16 protein-coding genes and 2 pseudogenes are annotated in these 22,794 nt (G+C 61.7%); 14 read left to right on the top strand and 4 right to left on the bottom strand.

Annotation, left to right across the window (positions count from 1 at the left end):
- Nucleotides 1-431 precede the first annotated feature (431 nt).
- The 4 genes and pseudogenes from NL528_RS25120 to NL528_RS25105 all read left to right on the top strand — a co-directional run.
- Nucleotides 432-644, top strand: a pseudogene (locus NL528_RS25120) (arylsulfatase); the annotation flags it as partial.
- Between the two features lie 84 nt (nucleotides 645-728).
- Nucleotides 729-1,861 (top strand): IS3 family transposase gene (locus NL528_RS25115; protein WP_143206051.1). Its coding sequence is split into 2 segments (ribosomal slippage): nucleotides 729-984 and nucleotides 984-1,861, totalling 1,134 coding nucleotides; the frame shifts between segments, so codons are not numbered across the junction.
- Complete coding sequence (locus NL528_RS25110) at nucleotides 1,818-3,422, top strand: arylsulfatase (RefSeq protein WP_375144076.1); 1,605 nt, start codon at nucleotides 1,818-1,820, stop codon at nucleotides 3,420-3,422. Before NL528_RS25115 ends, NL528_RS25110 begins: the two co-directional genes overlap by 44 nt.
- Nucleotides 3,423-3,671: 249 nt before the next feature.
- Nucleotides 3,672-3,890, top strand: coding sequence for a hypothetical protein (locus NL528_RS25105; protein WP_309177131.1), 219 nt, complete (start codon nucleotides 3,672-3,674; stop codon nucleotides 3,888-3,890).
- A gap of 100 nt (nucleotides 3,891-3,990) precedes the next feature.
- Here the strand turns inward: NL528_RS25105 and NL528_RS25100 are convergent, their stop codons facing one another.
- Entirely contained in the window at nucleotides 3,991-4,143 is a 153-nt protein-coding gene (locus tag NL528_RS25100) for a hypothetical protein (protein WP_171985875.1), read from the bottom strand.
- Nucleotides 4,144-4,881: 738 nt separating this feature from the next.
- On the opposite strand from NL528_RS25100, the gene NL528_RS25095 reads away from it, so the two are divergent.
- Nucleotides 4,882-5,874, top strand: a complete 993-nt coding sequence (locus NL528_RS25095) for a hypothetical protein (protein WP_309177130.1) — start codon at nucleotides 4,882-4,884, stop codon at nucleotides 5,872-5,874.
- Nucleotides 5,875-5,906: 32 nt separating this feature from the next.
- Here NL528_RS25095 and NL528_RS25090 read toward each other — a convergent pair whose 3' ends face one another.
- Entirely contained in the window at nucleotides 5,907-6,914 is a 1,008-nt protein-coding gene (locus tag NL528_RS25090; protein ID WP_309177129.1) for a hypothetical protein, read from the bottom strand.
- 1,149 nt (nucleotides 6,915-8,063) lie between these two features.
- Between NL528_RS25090 and ilvD the strand changes: the two genes are divergently transcribed.
- The gene (gene ilvD / locus NL528_RS25085; RefSeq protein WP_309177128.1) at nucleotides 8,064-9,788 is read left to right on the top strand and encodes a dihydroxy-acid dehydratase; all 1,725 of its coding nucleotides are present in this window, start codon (nucleotides 8,064-8,066) and stop codon (nucleotides 9,786-9,788) included.
- Complete coding sequence (locus NL528_RS25080; RefSeq protein ID WP_309177127.1) at nucleotides 9,775-10,644, top strand: tetratricopeptide repeat protein; 870 nt, start codon at nucleotides 9,775-9,777, stop codon at nucleotides 10,642-10,644. Before ilvD ends, NL528_RS25080 begins: the two co-directional genes overlap by 14 nt.
- A 16-nt stretch (nucleotides 10,645-10,660) precedes the next feature.
- Here the strand turns inward: NL528_RS25080 and xth are convergent, their stop codons facing one another.
- Entirely contained in the window at nucleotides 10,661-11,452 is a 792-nt protein-coding gene (gene xth, locus NL528_RS25075) for an exodeoxyribonuclease III (protein WP_309177126.1), read from the bottom strand.
- 156 nt (nucleotides 11,453-11,608) lie between these two features.
- Here xth and NL528_RS25070 point away from each other — a divergent pair, with 156 nt between their 5' ends.
- Together NL528_RS25070 and NL528_RS25065 are read left to right on the top strand one after the other, a co-directional pair.
- A complete protein-coding gene (locus NL528_RS25070; protein WP_309177125.1) occupies nucleotides 11,609-12,739 on the top strand; it encodes an efflux RND transporter periplasmic adaptor subunit in 1,131 nt (376 codons plus the stop codon).
- Between the two features lie 4 nt (nucleotides 12,740-12,743).
- Nucleotides 12,744-15,867 (top strand): annotated as a pseudogene (locus tag NL528_RS25065) (efflux RND transporter permease subunit).
- 26 nt (nucleotides 15,868-15,893) lie between these two features.
- Here NL528_RS25065 and erpA read toward each other — a convergent pair.
- Nucleotides 15,894-16,223, bottom strand: a complete 330-nt coding sequence (gene erpA, locus NL528_RS25060; RefSeq protein ID WP_074276616.1) for an iron-sulfur cluster insertion protein ErpA — start codon at nucleotides 16,221-16,223, stop codon at nucleotides 15,894-15,896.
- Nucleotides 16,224-16,330: 107 nt separating this feature from the next.
- Here erpA and NL528_RS25055 point away from each other — a divergent pair, with 107 nt between their 5' ends.
- The 5 genes from NL528_RS25055 (at nucleotide 16,331) to NL528_RS25035 (ending at nucleotide 22,782) form a co-directional block, all read left to right on the top strand.
- A complete protein-coding gene (locus NL528_RS25055) occupies nucleotides 16,331-17,539 on the top strand; it encodes a deoxyguanosinetriphosphate triphosphohydrolase (protein WP_309177123.1) in 1,209 nt (402 codons plus the stop codon).
- Between the two features lie 23 nt (nucleotides 17,540-17,562).
- On the top strand, nucleotides 17,563-19,356 hold the full coding sequence (gene argS, locus NL528_RS25050) for an arginine--tRNA ligase (RefSeq protein WP_309177122.1): 1,794 nt from the start codon (nucleotides 17,563-17,565) through the stop codon (nucleotides 19,354-19,356).
- A 108-nt stretch (nucleotides 19,357-19,464) separates the two neighbouring features.
- On the top strand, nucleotides 19,465-20,889 hold the full coding sequence (locus tag NL528_RS25045; RefSeq protein WP_309177121.1) for an SPOR domain-containing protein: 1,425 nt from the start codon (nucleotides 19,465-19,467) through the stop codon (nucleotides 20,887-20,889).
- 46 nt (nucleotides 20,890-20,935) lie between these two features.
- Nucleotides 20,936-21,958, top strand: coding sequence for a beta-N-acetylhexosaminidase (nagZ, locus tag NL528_RS25040; RefSeq protein WP_309177120.1), 1,023 nt, complete (start codon nucleotides 20,936-20,938; stop codon nucleotides 21,956-21,958).
- Nucleotides 21,955-22,782, top strand: a complete 828-nt coding sequence (locus NL528_RS25035; RefSeq protein WP_309177119.1) for a ScpA family protein — start codon at nucleotides 21,955-21,957, stop codon at nucleotides 22,780-22,782. The genes nagZ and NL528_RS25035 overlap by 4 nt, the downstream gene beginning before the upstream one ends.
- The last annotated feature ends 12 nt before the right edge of the window (nucleotides 22,783-22,794 follow it).

Raw genomic sequence — 22,794 nt, 5'->3', positions numbered from 1 at the left:
ACGGCAGCCCGAACAACAGAGGCGGCTTGGTTGGCGGCTCGGACGCCGGTACCTACAGGCCCTAAGAGCAAGCGCCGCGTTTCTGCGGCGCTTTTTTGTGCACTCTTCGACCGAAGTAGCGCGGCGCCTTGGTGGGCTTGCCGGAATGAACGCACATATCGAGATGTCTGCTATTTGGTCGCTTTCGGGGGCAAAGCGGACATCAGCCAGCGATTACCGAACAAACGCAATTTATGAGTACACGCCCTAGAACAAACCCCAAACGACCGGGTTGCAATTGACCCTCGATAGATTCGCAGACGGCAACTCAGTCCATGCTGCTGACGCAATTGTCACGCGCGTGTCATACATGCCTTCGTTGATTTAGATCAATGCTTGTGACCTTTATGGCCTCATCGATTTCCTTGGCAACTCTAGCGCGAGGATGAATCATGAATATTGCACAAAGAATTCGGCTCTCTCTGTTGGCGTCGCTTGCCGCTATCACGTTTGCCGCGGTACCCGCGCTCGCGCAGGCACCAGCCGGCAAGCCCAACATTCTCTTCATCATGGGCGATGATATCGGCATTATGCAGCCGAGCATCTACCATCGCGGACTGATGGTGGGGGAAACTCCGAACATCGACCGCATCGGAAACGATGGTAGAGCCGGTCGCGGAAATCTGGACAGAACGATAAGTGGAATTTCTGCCTGACAGCGGCGATAATTGCCGTGAACAGGAGAGACCATGAGCAGACGACCCCGGCGGAACCACTCACCGGCCTTCAAGGCGAAGGTGGCTCTGGCCGCCATCAAGGGCGATCGGACGATAGCCCAGCTGGCGGAGCATTTCGACGTTCACCCCAATCAGATTACGGCCTGGAAATCACAGCTTGAGGGCGGCGCCTCTGATATTTTCGGATCGGGGGGCGGGACGCCGGCCACGCCCGCGGTCGATGTGAAGTCGCTGCATGCCAAGATCGGGGAGCTGACGCTGGAGAACGATTTTTTAGAAGGCGCGCTCACCAAGGCGGGATTGCTGAGCGCAAAGCGATGATCGACCGTAAGCACGATCTGTCGATCACCAAGCAGGCAGAGATTTTGAAGGTCAGTCGCGGCAGCGTGTACTATCTGCCGCGTCCAGTCTCTTCAGCCGACCTCGAGATCATGCAGCGTCTCGATCGGCTGCACCTGGAGTATCCCTTCGCCGGTTCGCGTATGTTGCGAGGCCTGCTGGCTTTGCAGGGGTGCAAGATCGGCCGCCGGCATGTGAAGACGCTCATGCGGCGGATGGGGATAGAGGCGCTCTATCGCCGTCCGCGCACCACCAAGCCCGAGCCCGGCCACAAGATCTATCCGTATCTGCTGCGCGGCATCGAGATCCGGCGGCCGAACCAGGTCTGGGCCATGGACATCACGTACATTCCGATGGCGCACGGCTTCGTCTATCTCGCCGTGGTGCTGGACTGGGCGACACGTCGTGTTCTGTCGTGGCGGCTGTCGATCACGATGGAGGCGGCCTTCTGCGTCGAGACCCTGGAAGATGCCTTGGCTCGCCACGGCAAGCCGGACATCTTCAACACCGATCAGGGCTCTCAGTTCACCGGCGCGGCGTTCACCGGCCTGCTCGCCAGCAATGGCATCGCCATCAGCATGGATGGCAAAGGGGCCTGGCGGGACAATGTGTTCGTCGAACGGCTGTGGCGCAGCGTCAAATACGAGGAGGTCTATCTGCGAGCCTACGAAACCGTCGGCGAGGCGCGACATTCGATCGGCCGGTATCTCGACTTTTACAACGGCCGACGTCCTCATTCGAGTCTTGACGACATGACCCCGGATCAAGCCTACTTCGATCTTCCGCCGCTCCGCGCGGCGGCCTAACCTCGGCAGAGGCTCCACTTATCGACGCGGAATTTTTGTTCAGACAACCGGGGCCAGCTCAGGTGCACTCTTCATGACTTATTATGCCGAACAAAGCTGCACCGCCGGGCGTAACGCTTTTTTCACCGGCATGCATCCGCTTCGTACCGGCATGATTCCCCCGCAATTGCCCGGCAGTCCGTCCTGGCTGCGGCCGGGCACCCCGGCGGTCGCGAAGTTCCTGCTCGACCAGGGCTACACCACAGGGGAGTTCGGCAAGAATCACCTCGGCGATCATGTTGAAGCGCTACCGACTGCGCACGGGTTTCAGGAGTTCTGGGGTTATCTCTATCACCTTGACGCGATGCAGGGCGTGAGCTTCCCCGACATCAACAAGACACCGCTGGTGCAAGGTATTGCGCCGGCGTGCAAGAGCACGTCAATACCCGGTCTTGCGGATGACCCTAACGCAGTTGATCCGAGAACCGCGACTTGCCTGACGCCGCCGCGACCGGTGCTCGCGTGCAAGTCTTCGGATGGAACGCAGAAGAACATGAGCTGCAAGGACGAGGGTCCGCTGACGCTGGATCGATCGAGAACCGTGGACGAGGAAATATCGGCCAAGGTGATCGACTTCCTCGACCGCAACGACCCGAAGAAGACCAACAAGCCGTTCTTCGTCTGGTACAATCCGGCACGCATGCACATCACGACCATGCTGTCGCCGAAGTATGAGGCGATGATTGGCGAGCCGGGCGGCAAGGACTGGGGCCTCAATGAAGCCGGCATGAAGCAGATGGATGACAATATCGGCTATGTCCTCAAGAAGCTCGAGGACATGGGCCAGCTCGACAATACTCTCATCGCCTTCACCACCGACAACGGCGCCGAGAACATCACCTTTCCCGACGGCGGCACCACCCCCTTCAAGGGCGGCAAGCTGACCACATGGGAAGGCGGCATGCGCGCGCCGCTGGTGGTTCGCTGGCCGGGCCACATCAAGCCGGGCACGGTCAAGAACGAGATGATGTCGGCCCTCGACTGGCTGCCGACGCTGGTCGACATCGCCGGCGGGCCGAAGGGCGACGCGCTGAAGAAGCAGATCGAGACCGGAAGCTATCCCGGCATCGTCAAGACCACGCTCGACGGCGTCGACCAGCGCGGCTATCTCGAAGGCACGGAGAAATCGGCGCGCGAAGTCTTCTTCTATTACACCGGCGCGCAACCGTCCGCCGTGCGCTACAAGAACTGGAAGTTCTACTACACGATGGTGCCGGATACCGGGACCGGTGGTTTGTTCGGAGCCCAGAGCTTCCACTGGACCCAGATCACCAACATCAAGCGTGACCCGTTCGAGCAGACGGTCGGTTCCGATGCCAAGTCGTTGCTGGGCTACGCCGGTTCGCTTGGCTCCCCGAGCACTGCCTATCTTTACGACTGGAACATTCTGCCCATCGGCCAGCTGCTTTGGGAAAAGGAGCTGTTTTCCTATAAGGAATTTCCCCCGATGCAGGCGCCGGAAACTTACAACCTCGACGGTATCCTTGCTGAAATGAAGAAGTCCGGCCATCAGAGCGAGTGAACGCGGCGGGATGGAATGCCTTCTGAGCGGGCGGTCTTGAAAAAAGCCGCCCGTTGCAGGCATAACTGGGTCAGGTGCCGTCCTTCAACAAACTCCGCTGACCCCCAAAGGCTGCTGACTCCCAAGGCTGCTACCCCAAGGCTGTTACCCCAAGGCTATCGAACGATCCAATCCGTCAACGCGACGCTGACAAGCCGATGATGCAGTTGCTCTGCTGCGTCCGAGAGAACTGCGAGAAGGATTGCCGTCATGTACAAACCGCTCGGGTCAATACTGCTGGCTACCGCAGCTCTAGTTTTCAGCCCATTGGTGCGGGCGCAACAGGCAACAGCAACGCTGGTTGCAGCCGAAACGCCGCAGTCGATGCTGGCAGCGCAGATTCGCTTGCAAGGTTTCACCTGTGACAAGCCGCTCGGTGCCTCAAGGGATGCAAAACGCTCCCGCCCGGATCGGGCCGTCTGGATCTGAAGTGCAGCAACGCAACATATCGGGTCACCCGCGCTCCTGACATGGCGGCGAAGGTCGAACCGCTGCTATGAGCGACGTGGCTGCGTGACTGGTCATTTGGCTACGCTTGGTCGCGTTGCGAATGTGCCGCCATCGCTTTCCGTGCCTCCCGCTCGATGACTTCCACTGCCGCTTCAACTACCGGCTCGTCGCTATCTTCCATATCCCTCATCCATACGTACAGGTAGATCGCTAAAGCTTCCTGGAGAGTCATGGCAGGCTTCTTTCGAACAAGGTCTGTTGTTCAGGATGATCCTGCTTAACGTGAATGAACGCAATCAAGCTGGAATTTTAAGTTGACGTTAAGCCTGATACCAGCAATGCAAGTCGAGTTTGAATACAAGCGGAGCAAGTTAAATTTGATCAATGAAAATTAGTCATATTTTATCGAACGGTGCGGCACGGCACTTGCCGAAAGCCCATGCTGGCCTGCGAAAACTTCGGCCGCACGTCCGCGCCGCGCTTGCCGCAGCGCGTACAGGTAAAGTTTGCTTCGATGTCGGAGAGCCGGACATCATCGGGCCAGCCGTCAGCGTTGGTCTCAACGTGATGGCTACAGCGGTGATCGCGGCAATAGATCAGCGCGTAGGGCGGATTCGCCGAAGGCAAAGTCCACAACGCCGCGCTCGTCGTCTGCGCCCGAAGGCTCGTGAACTAGGCCAATGCCGTCGTTCAACCCGGAACGCCGTGGTCTGAAAAAGCTGCTTGGCTCTTAATGGTTGCTACAGGAAAGGGATCGATCCTTAGAGCCTGCTCCGGCGCTCCCTAGGGGAATCGGCGCGCACTTTGCCAAACAGCAATAGATCAAGCACAAACCTGCTGTCACTTTCCGCGGCCACGCGCAACCATAGGCCGTCCGATCCAATAAACTCAACAGACGCCTTCCAGCCCGATTGAAGCCTTAAACGAGCAAGTAGTAGAACTCTCGCCATGGGTTTACGGGAGATGCACGATGACGATTCCGCCTCGCGACACAGAGTGCATCGTGTGTGGAGCGCCGAATGCGACAATGAGGGGCTCGGGCAATCTCGAGACAAAATGCGGTCGCTGCGGCACTTTTACGCTCACCGCCACCGCCATGACTACGCTGCCTGGTATGCTTGGCACCGATATTATTCGACGGTCTAAGATGAGCCATGCGTTACGGCGGGCACAAGCATCACCCGGCTTCGGTGATACTCAAATTCGCGATGCAGATTTGGCAAGTTATTGGTCCTTAGAGAGGTTGCCCGATCCGGTCGAAGCGGCACAAAACCTCGTGCTTTGGCTCGGCGAACAACAAAATTTCCTCCACCAATACGCAACACCAGATCGGGAAATGCTTGCTGCACAGATCGGGTTGCCGATCGATCCTAACGGAGGCGCTGCATCTGCTTTCGGCTGGCTATTCAGCATGTTTGAAAAAAGAGGATGGTTTCGGACTGCGCAAGGAACCGCCAATCAGCTTCAAATTCAGCTAACACCTGAAGGCTGGGAGCAGTACGCCGCTCTATCGCGAAAACGTGAGGATAGCCGCAACGCCTTCATGGCGATGAAGTTCGGCGATGCCGACTTGGACTTGATGGTTGAGGATTATTTCAAGCCTGCTGTTTCGCGCACTGGGTTCACCCTGAAAAAACTGAGCGATGAACAGCCGGCTGGGTTGATCGATAACCAGATACGTGCCGCGCTCTTGGCGTCCCGTTTCGTCATCGCGGATTTAAGCCACGCCAACCTCGGTGCCTATTGGGAGGCGGGATACGCGGAGGGCCTCGGCCGACCGGTGATCTACACCTGCGAAAGGTCAGCTTGGGACAAGAACAAAACCCACTTCGACACCAGCCACATGGTGACGGTGATCTGGGAAAAGGCGAAGGCAACGGAGGCCGGAAAATTGCTGACGTCGACGATCCGCGCGACCTTGCGCGGCGAGGCTCGACAGAACGATTCAAGCGATTGCGCTTAGGTGACCGGGCTTTTCGATTAGCTAGTCGCTCGTTACTCGCGAATTGGAAGCGAGACCCCGTCGCTGATTGCCATGATCCCTTGACTATCAGGGGGGCACGCCGGTCTCGCAGGTTGAGGCTCGATCATTTCGCCCGGGTGCTGCCAACTCGGATAGCGAAACATTTTCGGTAAGAAATCGGTCGGTGGGACGTATCGATTGGCAGCATCGCCCAAGATTGGCTGAATTATCAGCCCGCCGCGTCCAAGGAACAGTACCGCATTCTTCGTTCTGAAGAGACCGTCGATGTGCAGATGTTTAGTTGAAGAGCGAATGAGCTGGAAGATAGGAACTCCGCTCTCGTTGACTACCTCGATAGCACGTTCACTAGCATTTACATCCCAGTTAGGCGCAAGAAGATGGAACTTTCCACCGCGTAGTGAGAAAGCCTCATAGACCTGGCCCGGGGCAAATAGACTTACGTCAGCCGTGAGAAGTCCATCTTTTACATACGGTGAGATTACAGGCGTTTGGGTCCCCTCGCGCGAGAACGAAAGGAACGGGGATGGCTCGCCTCTATTGATGCGGTCCAAGAGGCCTTTTATCGGCGCGATGTTCATGCAACCGATAGAGAAGATTGGATGCGCATTCGTGTCCTCCGAGAAGATGGGGGATGATCCCTGCAAGGGCGCTGATGCGGAGTAGAAGTTGTTGATCGTGCCGACAACTTGGCCGCCCGATACCGGCCCCGTTACCACGTTGTTATTACCAGACACCGTTATTGCCGGTGGCGGCGTTTGGGTCGCAGCAAAACGGGAGAACCATCCCCAGGTGAGAAGGGCAGTAAGCGTCAAGGCTGCTGCCGAACAACATATCTGACGCTTTCTGATTTTATATCGCAGGGCCCCAGTTACTCGCCACGTAATGTGCAAAAATAGCGCCGCTGCCGCTAACGAAAGAGAAACATACAACACACGCGTGATTGGAAGCATCGCTAAGACGATGGTGACGACTACGCTAGCTAGGAATTCCAACCCGGGCTGCACCAAATCCTTGCGCACTGCTAGCTCACATTTGTTGCGTGTAGGAACCGTCTAATGCCATCCGAAACAGCTACCATCGGTCATCACCGAAGACGTATCAGGTGTCGAAGGATTGACGGCCCGCCCGAATCAGTTGGTGGGGAGAATACCGGATCATCCGAAAGCGCAGCGAGCCATGCAAAACGGAATCGCAACGATTTCAAAACGTGCGTTGCATAAAACCTAATTGGACGACCATGCCGCTTACCGATGCTATTCTCCATGCGCCAAAACAGTAATTTCCCAAACGATTCCAACGTGATTTGCCCTGTCCAGCCCTGCACGAGAAAATATTCCGCTTGCCCCGTCGGGGCAAATCAGTGGCGTATCTCCGCCCGTCTCACCCGATAGGAGGGGCGGGTCGCGATCGTCACGAACGCGGGTTGAGATGCGGTGGACGCGGCAGCGTCGGGCGCGCAAAGGGATTGCAGGGCGGGTTCTACCTGTGAGCGATCAACCGGCGCGCGGACGAACGGCGCTTCAACGCCTTCGCCAAAACTTCGGCAGGCTTCACGTGCCGGTCGGGGCGGATGGTGGAGGTCGCTGCGTACGGCGAAGGCGTGTGGTTCTGGCATCCGTTGCTGATGTCAAGTCTGCGGAGATTTTGCGAGCCCAACCGGGTGCGCGGAATCGTCAATCCGCAGGCGACGGTGACAACAAGAATTCGTCGCCGGGGAGAGCGCGCTATAAGCCGTAAAGCCATTGCGCAGGGAAGGCCGGATGCTCTCCGCTGAACCTGTATGCTCGTGTGCGCTTTCTTTCGTGCATCTTTGCACACGAGACCGCGGGTGCAGCGCGCACCCGGCTTTCCCTGCGCCCTCTGTTTCTGGAGGGACAATGTGTGGCTGCAAACCTCGGGCGCATCGCGTCGCGAGAGCGCGGGTCTGCGGCTCGGGTAAGGGTCAGTAACAGATGGTTGCCGTGTTGCAACGATTGTTGCGTCCTCGCAACACTTCCCTAACATTTGACCGTTCCGGCGGTCCGCTGTTGTCTGCGCCGCTTTTTTGCCACACCCCTGCATGAAATCATATCCTTCGTAGGCTGAGGCCACGGCGCTCGCGAAGGCGAAGGGAACAAATTGAGTTTTCCCGGGTCGACAAAGAGATGGCCGGGGAAACGGGTTCGCGGATGGACGCCAAGACGAACATCAAGGGCAGGCTGCCGAGCCGTCACGTGACGGAGGGGCCCGAACGCGCGCCGCATCGCTCGTATCTCTATGCCATGGGCCTGACCACCCACCAGATCCACCAGCCTTTTGTGGGCGTGGCGTCGTGCTGGAACGAGGCCGCCCCGTGCAATATCTCGCTGATGCGCCAGGCGCAGGCGGTCAAGAAGGGCGTCGCCTCCGCCGGCGGCACCCCGCGCGAATTCTGCACCATCACCGTCACCGACGGCATCGCCATGGGCCATGACGGCATGCGCTCGTCGCTGCCGTCGCGCGAATGCATCGCCGATTCCGTCGAACTGACCATGCGCGGCCATGCCTATGACGCCCTGGTCGGGCTCGCCGGCTGCGACAAGTCGCTGCCGGGCATGATGATGGCGATGGTGCGGCTCAACGTGCCCTCGATCTTCATCTATGGCGGCTCGATCCTGCCCGGCAATTTCCGTGGCCAGCAGGTCACGGTGCAGGACATGTTCGAGGCCGTCGGCAAGCATTCGGTCGGCGAGATGTCGGACGCGGATCTGGACGAAATCGAGCGGGTGGCTTGCCCGTCGGCCGGCGCGTGCGGCGCACAATTCACCGCCAACACCATGGCGACGGTATCCGAGGCCATTGGCCTGGCGCTGCCTTACTCGGCAGGTGCCCCGGCACCCTACGAGATCCGCGACGCGTTTTGCATGACCGCGGGCGAGAAGGTGATGGAGCTGATCGCGGCCAATATCCGCCCGCGCGACATCGTTACCCGTAAGGCTTTGGAAAACGCCGCCGCGGTCGTTGCAGCCTCAGGTGGTTCGACCAATGCTGCACTGCACCTGCCGGCGATCGCCCATGAGTGCGGCATCAAATTCGATTTGTTCGACGTCGCCGAAATCTTCAAAAAGACTCCATATGTCGCGGATTTGAAGCCGGGTGGCCGTTATGTTGCCAAAGACATGTATGAAGTTGGCGGCATACCGCTTCTGATGAAGACGCTGCTCGACAATGGCCACCTGCACGGGGATTGCTTAACCGTCACGGGCCGGACGATCGCCGAAAACCTCAAGAGCGTGAAGTGGAATCCGCACCAGGATGTGGTGCGATCCGCGGACAAGCCGATCACCGTCACGGGCGGGGTCGTTGGCTTGAAGGGAAATCTTGCGCCAGAAGGCGCGATCGTGAAAGTCGCGGGCATGTCGAAGTTGAAATTTACCGGTCCGGCCCGCTGCTTCGATTGCGAAGAGGACGCCTTCGAATCCGTGCAGAAGAAGACCTACAAAGAGGGCGAAGTCCTCGTGATCCGCTATGAGGGGCCGCGCGGCGGTCCCGGCATGCGGGAAATGCTCTCCACCACGGCGGCGCTGACCGGGCAGGGCATGGGCGGCAAGATTGCCCTCATCACCGATGGCCGGTTCTCGGGCGCCACCCGCGGGTTCTGCATCGGCCATGTCGGGCCAGAAGCCGCGGTGGGCGGGCCGATCGCGCTGTTGCAGGACGGCGACATCATCGAGATCGACGCCGACCTCGGCACTCTTAACGTAAAATTGACTGACGCAGAACTCGCCGACCGTAAAACCAAATGGCAGCCCCGAGCGACTAACCACACATCGGGTGTGCTGTGGAAATATGCTCAACAGGTTGGGCCGGCGGTGGATGGCGCGGTTACCCATCCAGGTGGTGCGCACGAGAAACAGTGTTATGCGGACATCTAGGCGTATCATTCTTGCGTTGATGTTAGGGGCCACGCCGGTGGCGGTCCCGGGATTCGCGTTCGACGGCGCTCCGGCCAATCAGGATTCAGCGCTGCCGGTCGTTTCCCAGCCGGCGGCCTCCGCCGCCCAGGCCTTGAATGCCCAAGCCTTGAATGCCCAAGCCTTGAAGAAGGCGGTTCCGGTTGCCGCGACCACGACTACCGTCACCGTGGCTCCCTCGCTGAATTCGCTGCAATATGCCGCCGAGGGCGGCCATCCCGTCGCGCAGTGGAAGCTCGGGCGGATGTATGCCGACGGCGATGGCGTCACCCAGGACGATGTGCGCGCGTTCGAATATTTCAGCCGCATCGCCAACGCGCATGCGGAAGACAGCCCGTCGGCGCCGCAGGCGGCGATCGTCGCCAATGCCTTCGTGGCGCTCGGGCGCTACTATTTGAACGGCATTCCCAATTCCAAGATCAAGCCCGATACCGAGCGGGCGCGGGAGATGTTCTCCTACGCGGCCTCCTATTTCGGCAATGCCGACGCGCAGTACGATCTGGCGCGCCTCTACCTGAAGACCCCGGACGCCTCGCGGGATGATTTCCGCTACGGCGCGCGCTGGCTCGGTCTGGCCGCCCAGAAGGGCCAGCATCAGGCCCAGGCGATGCTTGGCCAGATGCTGTTCAACGGCGACCGGCTGCCGCGCCAGGCCGCACGCGGGCTGATGTGGCTGACCTTGGCGCGCGACAATGCCGCGCCCGATGAGGCCTGGATCAAGGAAAGCTACAACCGGGCCATCGCCAAAGCGTCCGACGACGACCGCGCCATGGCGCTGCAGATGCTCGAGCACTGGGTGCAGGGCCGCCGGGACTGATGCAGGCCCTGACGGCCTACGCCACCTCGAAATCCAGATCGGCCCAGACCGGCACGTGGTCTGACGGCTTTTCCCAGGCGCGCACATAGCTGTCGACTCCGACATCGATCAGCCGGTCGCTCGCCTGCGGCGACAGCAGCAGGTGGTCGATCCGCAGGCCCCAGTTCTTCTGCCAGGCGCCGGCCTGATAGTCCCAGAAGGTGTATTGGCCGGGCGCATCGCTGACGGCGCGCAGCGCATCGGTCAGCCCGAGGCCCAGTAACGACTGGAAGGCCTCGCGGGTGGCCGGGCGGAACAGGGCGTCCTCGACCCAGGCCGCCGGATTATGGACGTCCTGGGCGGCCGGAATCACGTTGAAGTCGCCGGCGAGGATCAGCGGCTCTTCCGCCTTAAGCCGCTCCTTCGAATACTCAAGAAGTCGCGACATCCATTTGAGTTTGTATGGATATTTATCGGACCCGACTGGGTTGCCATTGGGCAGATAAAGACAGGCGATCCGCACCACGCCGGTTTTCAGCGTGACCACGCCTTCCAGGAACCTGGCGTGGGCGTCCTCGTCGTCGCCGGCGAGGCCGGATTTGGTCTCCTCGAACGGCAGCTTCGACAGCAGGGCGACGCCGTTGAACGTCTTCTGGCCGTGGGTGACGACGTTGTAGCCGAGCGCCTCGATCTCCAGCCGCGGAAAGGCGTCGTCGACGCATTTGATTTCCTGCAGGCAGACGATGTCCGGCGCGCACTCCTGCAGCCAGCTGACGAGATGCTCGATCCGCTGCCGGACCGAATTGACGTTCCATGTCGCGATGCGCATGAGGGGGATCCGGATCGTAACCACACATTTTCGCTTTGCTGGCATACCATGCGCCGCAAGGCTGTGATAACCGTCTAGAAATAAGGCGCAAAAGTCGCCGTCAAGGGGCAGGAACGAGCCGTCCCGTCCTTTCACGGACGGGCGTGCGTGAAAATTATGAAAAAACGTAGTTTGATCCTTTTTGCCGGTGCCGTCGGCATCGCTGCGGTGGCGGCTTTCGTCACCCGCGGGTCATGGATGGGCGGAGGCGCCAGCGCGCTGGGGCCGCAGCGTCCGCGTGTGGTTTCGGTGGAACTGGCCAAGGCGGAGCACAAATCCGTGCCGGTCGACGTCGACTCGATCGGGACGGTGACGCCGATTTCCAGCGTGGCGCTCAAATCGAGGGTCGAGACCACCATCGTCGCGGTGCATTTCGAGGACGGCGCCAGGGTCAGCGAAGGCGACCTGCTGTTCACGCTCGACGCGCGCCAGATCGACGCCCAGATCGAGCAGGCCGAGGGCATGCTGGCCAAGGATCAGGCCCAGCTCGAGGGCGCGCAGCGCGATCTCAGGCGTTACACCGATCTCGTTGCCAAGGGCGCGACCACTCAGGTCAACGTCGATAACGCCAAGACCCAGTCCGATATCCTGATCGGTACCATCAAGGCCGATCAGGCGGCGCTGGACAATCTGAAAGTCCAGAAGAGCTACACCCTGATCCGCTCGCCGTTTTCGGGCCGGATCAGCGCGGCCAATGTGAAGGTCGGCAATTTCGTCCGTCCGGCCGACACCGCGCCGCTCGCCGTCATCAACCAGATGGCCCCGGTTTACGTGACCTTCGCGGTCCCACAGCGCGTACTGGTCGACCTGCGCGAGGCGATGGCGAAGGCGGATTCGAAGGTGATCGCGACCATCCCGGGCCATGATCGCTCCGAGGACGGCAAGGTCGCGATGGTCGAAAACACGGTGGATTCGACCACCGGCATGGTCACCGTGCGCGGCATCATGAACAACGAGAACGAGACCTTGTGGCCGGGGACGCTGGTCAACACCAAGCTCGTGATCCGCGCCGAGGACGCCGTGACGGTGCCCACGTCAGCCGTACAGCGCAGCCAGAACGGCAATTTCGTTTTCGTCATGAAGGACGGCAAGGCGCATGTGCAACCCGTCAATGTCAGCCGCACGTTCCAGGGAACCTCCGTCCTCGCCACCGGATTGACCGGAGGCGAGGACGTCGTCGTCGACGGACAGTTGCTGTTGTCGGAGGGAACGCCCATCGCGCCGCGCGCCGCCAAGGCGGGGGCCTAACGCGATGACGCTGTCGGAGCTGTGTATCCGTCGCCCGGTCATGACGGTTCTGATGACGGCTTCGATCATCGCGTTCGGTGTCTTCGGCTTCCGGCTGCTGCCGGTTTCCGCGCTCCCGAAAGTCGATTTCCCCACCATCGCGGTAACCGCGACTCTGCCGGGCGCAAGCGCCGACACCATGGCCTCGTCCGTCGCCGGTCCGATCGAGCGGCAGCTTTCGACCATTGCAGGCATATCGTCGATGTCCTCGACCTCGTCGCAGGGCACGACCGCGATCGTCATCCAGTTCGACCTCAATCGCAATATCGACGCGGCGGCGCTCGATGTGCAGACCGCGCTGACGATTGCGCAGCGGCGGTTGCCGATCGAGATGGTCATTCCGCCGAGTTTCCGGAAGGTCAATCCGTCGGATTTCGCGATCCTGTTCATCTCGCTGGTTTCCGACACATTGCCGTTGTCGGCGGTCAACGAATATGGCGACATCACCATCGGGCAGGCGCTGTCGCAAATACAGGGCGTCGCCCAGGTCGTCATCTTCGGCAGCCAGAAGTTTGCGATCCGGGTGCAGGCCGATCCGGAAGCCGCGGCGGCGCGCGGCATCTCGCTGGAAGACGTCCGCGCCGCGGTCTCGCGCGCCAATTCGTCGACGCCGGTCGGTACCTTGAATGGACCAAAACAGGACGTCGCGCTGCAGGCGTCCGGCCAGATGGACAAGGCGGCCGACTACAAGCACGTGATCGTCGCCTGGCGCAACGGTTCGCCGGTCCGGCTCGACGAGATCGCAAAGGTTTATGACAGCGTCGAGAACGACAAGATCGCCACCTGGTTCAACGGCACGCGCGCCATCGTTCTGGCGATCTACAAGCAGCCCGACGCCAACACGGTCGCGGTCGTCGATGGCGTGCTGGCAAAATTGCCGTCGCTGCGCGCGCAGATACCGCCGTCCGTGAACATCCAGGTGGCGATGGACCGCTCGGTGTCGATCCGTCAGTCCGTGAGCGACGTCGAAGAGACCCTGCTGATCGCCATCGGTCTCGTCATCATGGTGATCTTCCTGTTCCTGCGCTCGGCATCCGCAACCTTCATTCCGGCGCTGGCGGTGCCGATCTCGCTGTGCGGCACGTTCGCCGTCATGTACGCGTTCGATTTCTCCATCAACAACATGACGCTGCTGGCGCTGACATTGTCGGTCGGATTCGTGGTCGACGACGCCATCGTCATGCTGGAAAATATCGTCCGCCATATCGAGCACGGCATGCGGCCGTATGAGGCGGCGCTCAAGGGCGCGCGCGAGATCGGCTTCACCATCATTTCGATCACCTTCTCGCTGATCGCAGTGTTCATTCCGGTGCTGCTGATGGGGGGCATCGTCGGGCGCGTGTTCCGCGAATTTGCCGTCACGATCGCGGTCGCGATCGTGGTTTCCGGCTTTGTTTCGCTGACGCTGACGCCGATGCTGTGCGCGCGCGTGCTGAACGCACATGACGCGACCAAAAAGCCGAATGTGGTGCTTCGACTCTTCGAGGCGATGTTCGATTCCTGGCTACGCGGCTACGAATGGGCGCTCGACTGGGTGCTTGCCCGCAAGGCGTTGATGCTGGTGGTGACGCTGGCGACGCTGGCCGGCACGGTGGCGCTCTACGTCGTGGTGCCCAAGGGATTCTTTCCCCAGGAGGATACCGGCTTTCTGTTTGGCACCACCGACGCGGCCACGGATACCTCTTACGAGGCGATGGCGGTCCGCCAGAAGGAGCTGGCCGACATATTGAGCCGCGATCCGGCGGTGGAATACGTCAACAGTACGGTAGGTGCGGGCGGCCCCAACGCGACCACCAACAATGGCCGGCTGTTCATCGCGCTCAAACCAAGGAAAGAGCGGGACTCGGCAACGGTGGTGATGGCGCGCCTGCGCCGGACGGCGAACCAGGTGCCCGGAATGCAGGCGTTCTTCCAGAGCATCCAGAACCTCAATATCGGCGGCCGGCCGTCGAAGAGCCAGTACCAGTACACCTTGCAGAGCGGCGATACGGAATCGCTGTATCGGCTGGCGCCTGAAATGCGCGACAGGATCGCCAAGGTGCCGGGCCTGCTCGACGTCACCACCGACCTTTACATCAAGAACCCGCAGATGACGGTCGACATCGACCGCGAAAAGGCCGCGGTCTATGGCATCACCGTGGACCAGGTTCGCAACCAGCTCTACAACGCCTATGGCGCGCGACAGGTCGGCACCATCTACATGCCATCCAACGATTATCAGATCATTCTGGAGGCGCAGCCGCAGTTTCGCGTTGATCCGTCCGACCTCTCCAAGCTCTATATGAAGACCGCGAACAACCAGACCATTCCGCTCGACGCGGTGGCGAAAATGGTGCCGACGGTGGGGCCGTTGCTGATCAACCACCAGGGGCAGCAGCCGGCGGTGACGATCTCGTTCAACCTCGCGCCGGGTTATTCGCTGGGCTATGCGGTCGACCAGATTACCCTGATCGAACAGAATTCAAATCTGCCGGCGACCATTGCCACCGGCTTCTCCGGCACCGCACAGGTGTTCCAGGATTCATTGCGCGGGCAGGGCGTGCTGATCCTGGCGGCCGTATTCGCGGCATTCGTCATCCTCGGCATTCTCTACGAGAGTTTCATCCATCCGATCACCATCATCTCCGGGCTGCCGTCGGCCGGTATCGGCGCGATCCTGACGCTGATGCTGTTCGGCATGGAGCTGTCGGTGATCGCGATGATCGGCATCGTGATGCTGGTCGGCATCGTCAAGAAGAACGCCATCATGATGGTCGACTTCGCGCTGGAGCGCCGTCGCGTCGGCCTGAGCGCCGAGCACGCGATCCGCGAGGCCGCGCTGCTTCGGTTCCGCCCGATCATGATGACGACGTTTGCGGCGATCTTCGGCACGCTGCCGATCGCGATCGGCGCCGGCCGGCGCCGAACTGCGTCAGCCGCTCGGCATCGCCGTCGTCGGCGGCCTCTGCGTCTCGCAATTGCTGACGCTGTTCATCACGCCGGTGATCTACATCTATCTCGACCGCATCGACCGCCGCCTGAAGCGCCGGCTCGAACCGCAGCTCGAGGAAAGCGGCGGCGAGCGGCCGCACGTGGTCGCGGCGGAATAGCGGTGGGGGTCAGATTGAGGCGGGTCTTAGATTGAAAAGCTGGTGCCGCAGCCGCAGGAGGCGGTGGCGTTGGGATTGACCACCCGGAACGACGCGCCGATCAGGTCGTCGACGAAATCAACCTCCGAGCCTGCCAGGAACGGCACCGAGGCCGGATCGACCAGCACCACGGCGCCCTCGCGGGCGATCACCAGATCGTCGTCGGCCTGGGCGTGCTCGACATCGAATTTGTACTGGAAACCGGAGCACCCGCCGCCTTCGACCGAGATGCGCAGCTTTGCGCCTTCGCCCTCGGCTTTCAGGATTTCGCCGATGCGGCGGGCAGCCCGCTCGCTAACGGTGATGGCAGTGGTCATGGCAAGTCTCCGGGTGCCGGCGTCATACCCAATTCATTTGGTATCCCGCACCCGACATAGTTAAGTGCGGAGAGCAGCGGAATCAAATGGATAAGGACTAAAAAACAGTGTCGGTCGGAATGGCAGCCCCTCGCGCTCCCTATGCCTGCGACCCCGACCGCAGCCGCGGCAGGCTGTTCGCGGAGCCGCCGAGCAAGACCCGCAGCCCGTTCCGCCGGGATTGCGACCGGGTAATCCATTCCACCGCGTTTCGCCGTTTGAAGCACAAAACCCAGGTTTTCGTGTTCCACGAGGGCGATCATTACCGCACTCGCCTGACCCATTCGCTGGAAGTGGCCCAGATCGCCCGCGCATTGGCCCGGCAACTCGGCCTTGACGAGGATTTGACCGAAACCCTGGCGCTGGCGCATGACCTCGGCCATCCGCCGTTCGGCCATGCCGGCGAGCGGGCGCTGGACAAATGCCTGCACGCCCATGGCGGTTTCGATCACAACGCCCAGACGCTCCGGGTCGTGACCTCGCTGGAGCATCGCTATCCCGGATTCGACGGGCTCAATTTGACCTGGGAATCGCTGGAAGGCATCGTCAAGCACAACGGTCCGCTGACCGGGCGGGGCGGGGACCCGGCCGAACGGTACGGCGAGAGCGGCATTCCGGTCGGGATCTCCGATTTCAACCGGAAATACGATCTGGAGCTCTGGAGCTTCGCCTCGCTGGAGGCGCAGGTCGCAGCCTTTGCCGATGATATCGCCTATGACGCCCACGACATCGATGACGGGCTGCGGGCCGGTTTGTTTGCGGTCGACGATCTCAAGGTGATGCCGCTCACCGCTGATATCATCGCGGAAATCGGCAAGCATTATCCTGGTCTCCACGACATCCGGCGCGGCGCGGAACTGGTGCGCGAGCTGATTTCATATCTGATCGGGGCCGTGATGTCAGAGGCGGGCAGGCGTCTGGAGGCGGCAAAACCGCAATCGGCCCACGACGTCCGCCATCACAACCAGCCGCTGATCGCGTTTCCGCCTGACGTGGCGCAGGAGGAGGCCGAGATCAAGGCGTTCCTGAAACGCAGGATGTACCGCCACGCCCGCGTGATGCGGGTGATGGGGGATGCGGAACAGATCCTGTTCGATCTGTTCGCGCGCTATCAGCAATCGCCGGGCGATCTGCCGGCCGAATGGGTCGAGGGCACGGAGCGCGAGACCGAAGCCGAGCGGGCGCGGCGGATCGGCAATTTCATCGCCGGGATGACCGACCGTTTTGCGCTGATCGAGCACCAAAGGCTTTTTGACTCGACCCCGGATTTGCGTTAGGCGGCGGCCCAGGACTTTAGCAAATGGCCGACAAACCCGCTTCTCCGCATCTTTTTGCCGATGTGCTCGCGCGCGTTCACGCGATCTGCGCAGCACTTGCGACCGAGGGCAATTGGCCTGACGGCATCGATTTTTCGCGCGTCGTGGTCGAGCCGCCGCGCGATGCCAGCCATGGCGACATGGCCACCAACGCCGCGATGGTGTTGGCCAAGGAGGCAAAGGCAAAACCGCGCGAGCTGGCCGAGAAGATCGCCGAAAAGCTGCGCGCGGACGCTCTGGTCGCTTCCGTCGACGTCGCCGGGCCCGGCTTCATCAATCTCACGCTGAAGCCACAGGTCTGGGCGGACGCGCTGCGCACGGTCGTCCGGGAAGGCGAGGCGTACGGGCGAAGCGCGATCGGCAAGGCCGAGAAGGTCAATGTCGAATATGTCTCGGCCAATCCGACCGGGCCGATGCATGTCGGCCATTGCCGGGGCGCGGTGTTCGGCGATGCGCTGTGCAGCCTGCTCCAGTTCGCGGGCTATGATGTGACCCGCGAATATTACATCAACGATGCCGGCGCGCAGGTCGATGTGCTCGGACAATCGACCTATCTGCGCTACCTTGAGGCGCTCGGCGAGGATATCGGCGCGATTCCGGAGGGGCTCTACCCCGGCGACTACCTGGTTCCGGTCGGGCAGGCGCTCGCCGCCGAATATGGCGACAAGCTGAAAGCGATGCCGGAAAACGCCTGGCTTCCGATCGTTCGCAGCACAGCCATTTCGATGATGATGGAGATGATCAAGGGCGATCTCGCCGCGCTCCACATCAAGCATGATGTGTTCTTCTCGGAACGCTCGCTGATCGACACCGGCAACAACAAGGTCACCGAGACCATCGATTTCCTGCGCGCCAAAGGCGACGTCTACGAAGGCCGCCTGCCGCCGCCGAAAGGCGGGCCGGTCGAGGATTACGAGGATCGCGAACAGACGCTGTTCCGGGCGACCAACTACGGCGACGACGTCGACCGTCCGCTGATGAAGTCCGACGGCTCCTACACCTATTTCGCCTCCGACATCGCCAACCACAAGAACAAGTTCGATCGCGGCTTCACCAATCTGATCGACGTGTTCGGCGCCGATCATGGCGGCTACATCAAGCGCATGCAGGCGGCGGTGAAGGCCGTGACCGCGGGCAGGGCCGCGCTGGATGTCAAGATCGTGCAACTGGTGAAGCTGCTGCGCGACGGCGAGCCGGTAAAAATGTCGAAACGCTCCGGCGAGTTCGTCACCTTGCGCGAAGTCGTCGACGAGGTCGGCTCGGACGCGGTGCGTTTCATGATGCTGTTCCGCAAGAACGACGCGGTGCTGGATTTCGACCTCGCCAAGGTGATCGAGCAGTCCAAGGACAACGCGGTGTTCTACGTGCAGTACGGGCACGCCCGCGGCCATTCAATCTTCAAAAACGCCCGGGAGGTGGTCCCCGACCTGCCGGAGGATGCCGCCGCCCGGGCGGTCTACCTCGGGACCGCCGCGGTGGAACGGCTGACCGATCCGACGGAACTCAGCCTGCTAAAGCTACTGGCGCTCTACCCCCGGATGGTTGAGGCGGCGGCGGTCGCACACGAGCCACACCGAATCGCTTTTTATCTGTATGATTTGGCCAGCGAATTTCATGCGCTTTGGACCAGGGGGCGCGATTTGCCCTATTTACGCTTCATTATCAACAATGATGCAGAAATCACGAAGGCGCGATTGGCAATGGTCCAGGGCGTCGTCTCGGTTCTGGCATCGGGCTTAGCCGTTCTCGGCGTCCATGCTCCAACCGAGATGCGGTAGGCAGGGGCGAAGGCCGTCACAAATGGGGATTTGTGAGGGTATCTGGCAGGGGCCAAATTCGTTTGTCATAACGGTTTGGCGCTGCCCCGAAGGGGATGCATCATCACGATGGCTGATCGATATCAGGACCGACCTTTTGCTACCCGCGAAGACGACGACCGCGATTTTGGTCGGGCTGAGAGCGATCCGCTGGCCGAACTGGCACGGCTGATCGGCCAGACCGATCCGTTCGGCGCCGCCCCAAAGACCCCGCATCCGCTGCAGTCGCGGGCCAATGTGCAGCCCCAATACCAGCCTCCCGCGGAGGAAGATGACGGCCGGCCCGCCGGCCCGCCGCCCTGGATGCAGCGCGCGAACCGTCCGGTCGCGCCCGAGCCGGAGCCTGAGGAACCCGAATATCAGCCGAGCCCAGTGCATCCCTTGCATCGCTATGCGGCCCAGCACCACGCTGCGCCTGCGCAGGATTATCAGGAGGAGGCGCCGCAATACGCCGATCCCGAGCCGCAGCCGGATCCGGCGCGCTATGACGACGCGCTGTACGGCCAGATCGAATCCGGCGAGCAGGACTTTCAGCGCGATCCGGCCTATCCGGACGATCCCTACGCTTATGAGAGCGGCTATGAGGAAGAGCCTGAGCCGCGCAAGCGCAGCAGTGGCCTCGTAACCGTAGCCGCGGTGCTGGCGCTGGCGGTGGTCGGGACGGGGGCGGCCTTCGCCTATCGCACCTATGTGGGTTCGCCGCGTACCGGGGAACCGCCGATCATCAAGGCCGACAATAGTCCGACCAAGGTCATGCCGGCGCCCGCCGATGCCGGAGCCGGCAAAACGCCCGACCGCATGGTGCCGGGCGATGGCGGCGAGAAGATCGTTTCGCGAGAAGAAACCCCGGTCGACGTTAACGCCAAGTCCGGGATGCGCGTCGCGTATCCGGCGTTGAACCAGAACGGCAATCCGCCGGCAGTCGCCAGCGTAGCGCCATCTGCGCCGCCGCCGGCAGCGGCCGCGAACGGCACGCTGTCGAACGGCGAGCCGCGCAAGATCAAGACCCTGTCCGTCAAGGGCGACCCGGCCGAGAATGGCGGGGTGCCCGTTGCGGCGGCCCCGCCAGCGGCTGCGGCCAAGCTGGCGCCAGCGGCCCGAACGACGGCCCCGCACAATCCCTCGTCGGCCAATGCGAGCGCCAACACGCCGCTGTCATTGTCGCCGCAGGGGGCACAGCAGCCGGAACCCGCCCCAGGCCGCGTCGCCAATATCGCTCCCGTGCAGGCCGCGCCTGCGGCCGGCGGCGGATACGTGGTCCAAGTCTCCTCGCAGAAGAACGAGGCGGACGCGCACGCCTCGTACCGGGCGCTGCAGGGCAAGTTCCCGGCTGTGCTGGGCTCCCGGTCGCCTTTGATCAAGCGGGCTGACCTCGGAGAAAAGGGCGTGTTTTACCGGGCGATGGTCGGTCCGTTCGGCTCCCAGGACGAAGCCAGCCAGTTCTGCGGCAACCTGAAAACCGCCGGCGGACAGTGCGTCGTCCAAAGGAATTAACGGCCGTTTCCTTGACCCCGGAGCTGCGCGGAGGCTAATCGGCCGCATGAGCAGCCGCGCATTCATCACGGGCGTATCCGCAACGGAACTGAGCCGCGCCGAGCGCGAATTCATCCGCGCGGAGCGGCCGTGGGGCTTGATTCTATTCAAGCGTAACATTGAAAAGCCTAATCAAGTATCTAATCTTGTAGCTGAGTTTCGTGATTTGGTTGGCGATGCGGATGCCCCGGTCATGATCGACCAGGAAGGCGGCCGGGTGCAGCGGCTTGGTCCGCCGCATTGGCCGGTCTATCCGCCCGGAGCCAGCTTTGGCGCGCTGTACGATACCGACCCCGCGCTCGGCCTGACGGCCGCCCGGCTCAGCTCCCGGTTGATCGCCGCGGACCTGATTGCGCTTGGCATCACCGTCGATTGCCTGCCGCTGGCGGACGTTCCGGTCGAAGGCAGCGACGCCGTGATCGGGAACCGGGCCTATGGAACCGAGCCGGGCAAGGTGGCGGCGATCGCGCGGGCGGTCACGGAAGGACTGGAGCAGGGCGGCGTTTTGCCGGTGCTCAAGCACATTCCCGGCCACGGCAGGGCCACGGCGGACAGCCACCATCGGCTGCCCACGGTGGATACATCGAGGAAAGAGCTGGAACGGACCGATTTTGCCGCCTTCCAACCGCTGGCGGACCTGCCGATGGCGATGACCGCACATGTTGTGTTTAGCGCGTTAGACCCCGCCCATCCGGCGACGACTTCTGCGACAATCATCCGGCAAGTGATTCGCGGCGTGATCGGGTTCCAAGGTTTGTTGATGAGTGATGATGTGTCCATGAACGCGTTGGCGGGAACGATCGCCGAGCGGACCCGGGCCATCGTCAGCGCCGGTTGCGACATGGTCCTGCATTGCAACGGCAAGCTCGAGGAAATGCGCGACGTCGCGCGCGAGACGCCGGAACTGGCGGGTGAACCGCTGCGGCGCGCCAAACGGGCGCTGGCCTCGCGAAAGGGACCGCTGCCGCTCGATCGGCGGGCGGTACAGGCTGAATTGGACGCGTTGATTGATCGGGTAGGAACGGCATGACGGCGGAAATTCTATCGTTTGAGACCGGACGGCCCACCGACATCGCAGATGGCGAGCCCGCGCTGGTGGTCGATGTCGAGGGCTATGAGGGTCCGCTCGATCTGCTGCTGACGCTGGCGCGGCAGCAGAAGGTCGATCTTGCCAAGATCTCGATCCTGGCGCTGGCCGACCAGTATTTGATCTTCATCGAGGCGGCACGGAAGATTCGTCTGGAGCTGGCGGCCGACTATCTGGTGATGGCGGCCTGGCTGGCGTTCCTGAAATCCCGCCTGCTGCTTCCCGAACCGGCCACGCCGGACGGTCCGAGCGCGGAGGAAATGGCCACGGCCTTGGCCAACCGGCTGCGCCGGCTCGAGGCGATCCGCGAGGCCGCCAACCGGCTGATGAACCGGCCGCAGTTCCAGCGCGATATCTTCCCGCGCGGCAATCCGGAATCGATCGCGGAAATCCGTCATCCCAAATTCACCGCGACTCTGTTCGACCTGCTCACCGCCTATGCCGCGCAGCGCCAGCAGCGCGTGCTGGCAACGGTGCATCTGGCCAAGCGCACGGTGTGGTCACTGGCGGAGGCCCGCGCGTCGCTGGAGCGCCTCATCGGCATGGCCGAGGACTGGAGCTGCCTCGACGAATACCTGCTCAACTACGTCGTCGATCCCACGCAAAAGGCGACCGTGTTTGCCTCGAGCTTTGCCGCAGCGCTTGAACTGGTGCGGGAAGGCGAGATGGAAATTAACCAGAAAGAGGCGTTCGCGCCGATCTATTTTCGTAAGCGTCAGCCGCAAGCCTCCGGTGCGATGTCCGCACCGGATTTGTCGGTCGAGTAAGTGGAACAAGGA

Origin of the sequence: Bradyrhizobium sp. Ash2021 (assembly GCF_031202265.1) — a bacterium.
Taxonomy (GTDB): Bacteria; Pseudomonadota; Alphaproteobacteria; order Rhizobiales; family Xanthobacteraceae; genus Bradyrhizobium.
The sequence above is the reverse complement of the archived record's forward strand: the minus strand, read 5'-3'. Positions and strand labels throughout refer to the sequence as shown.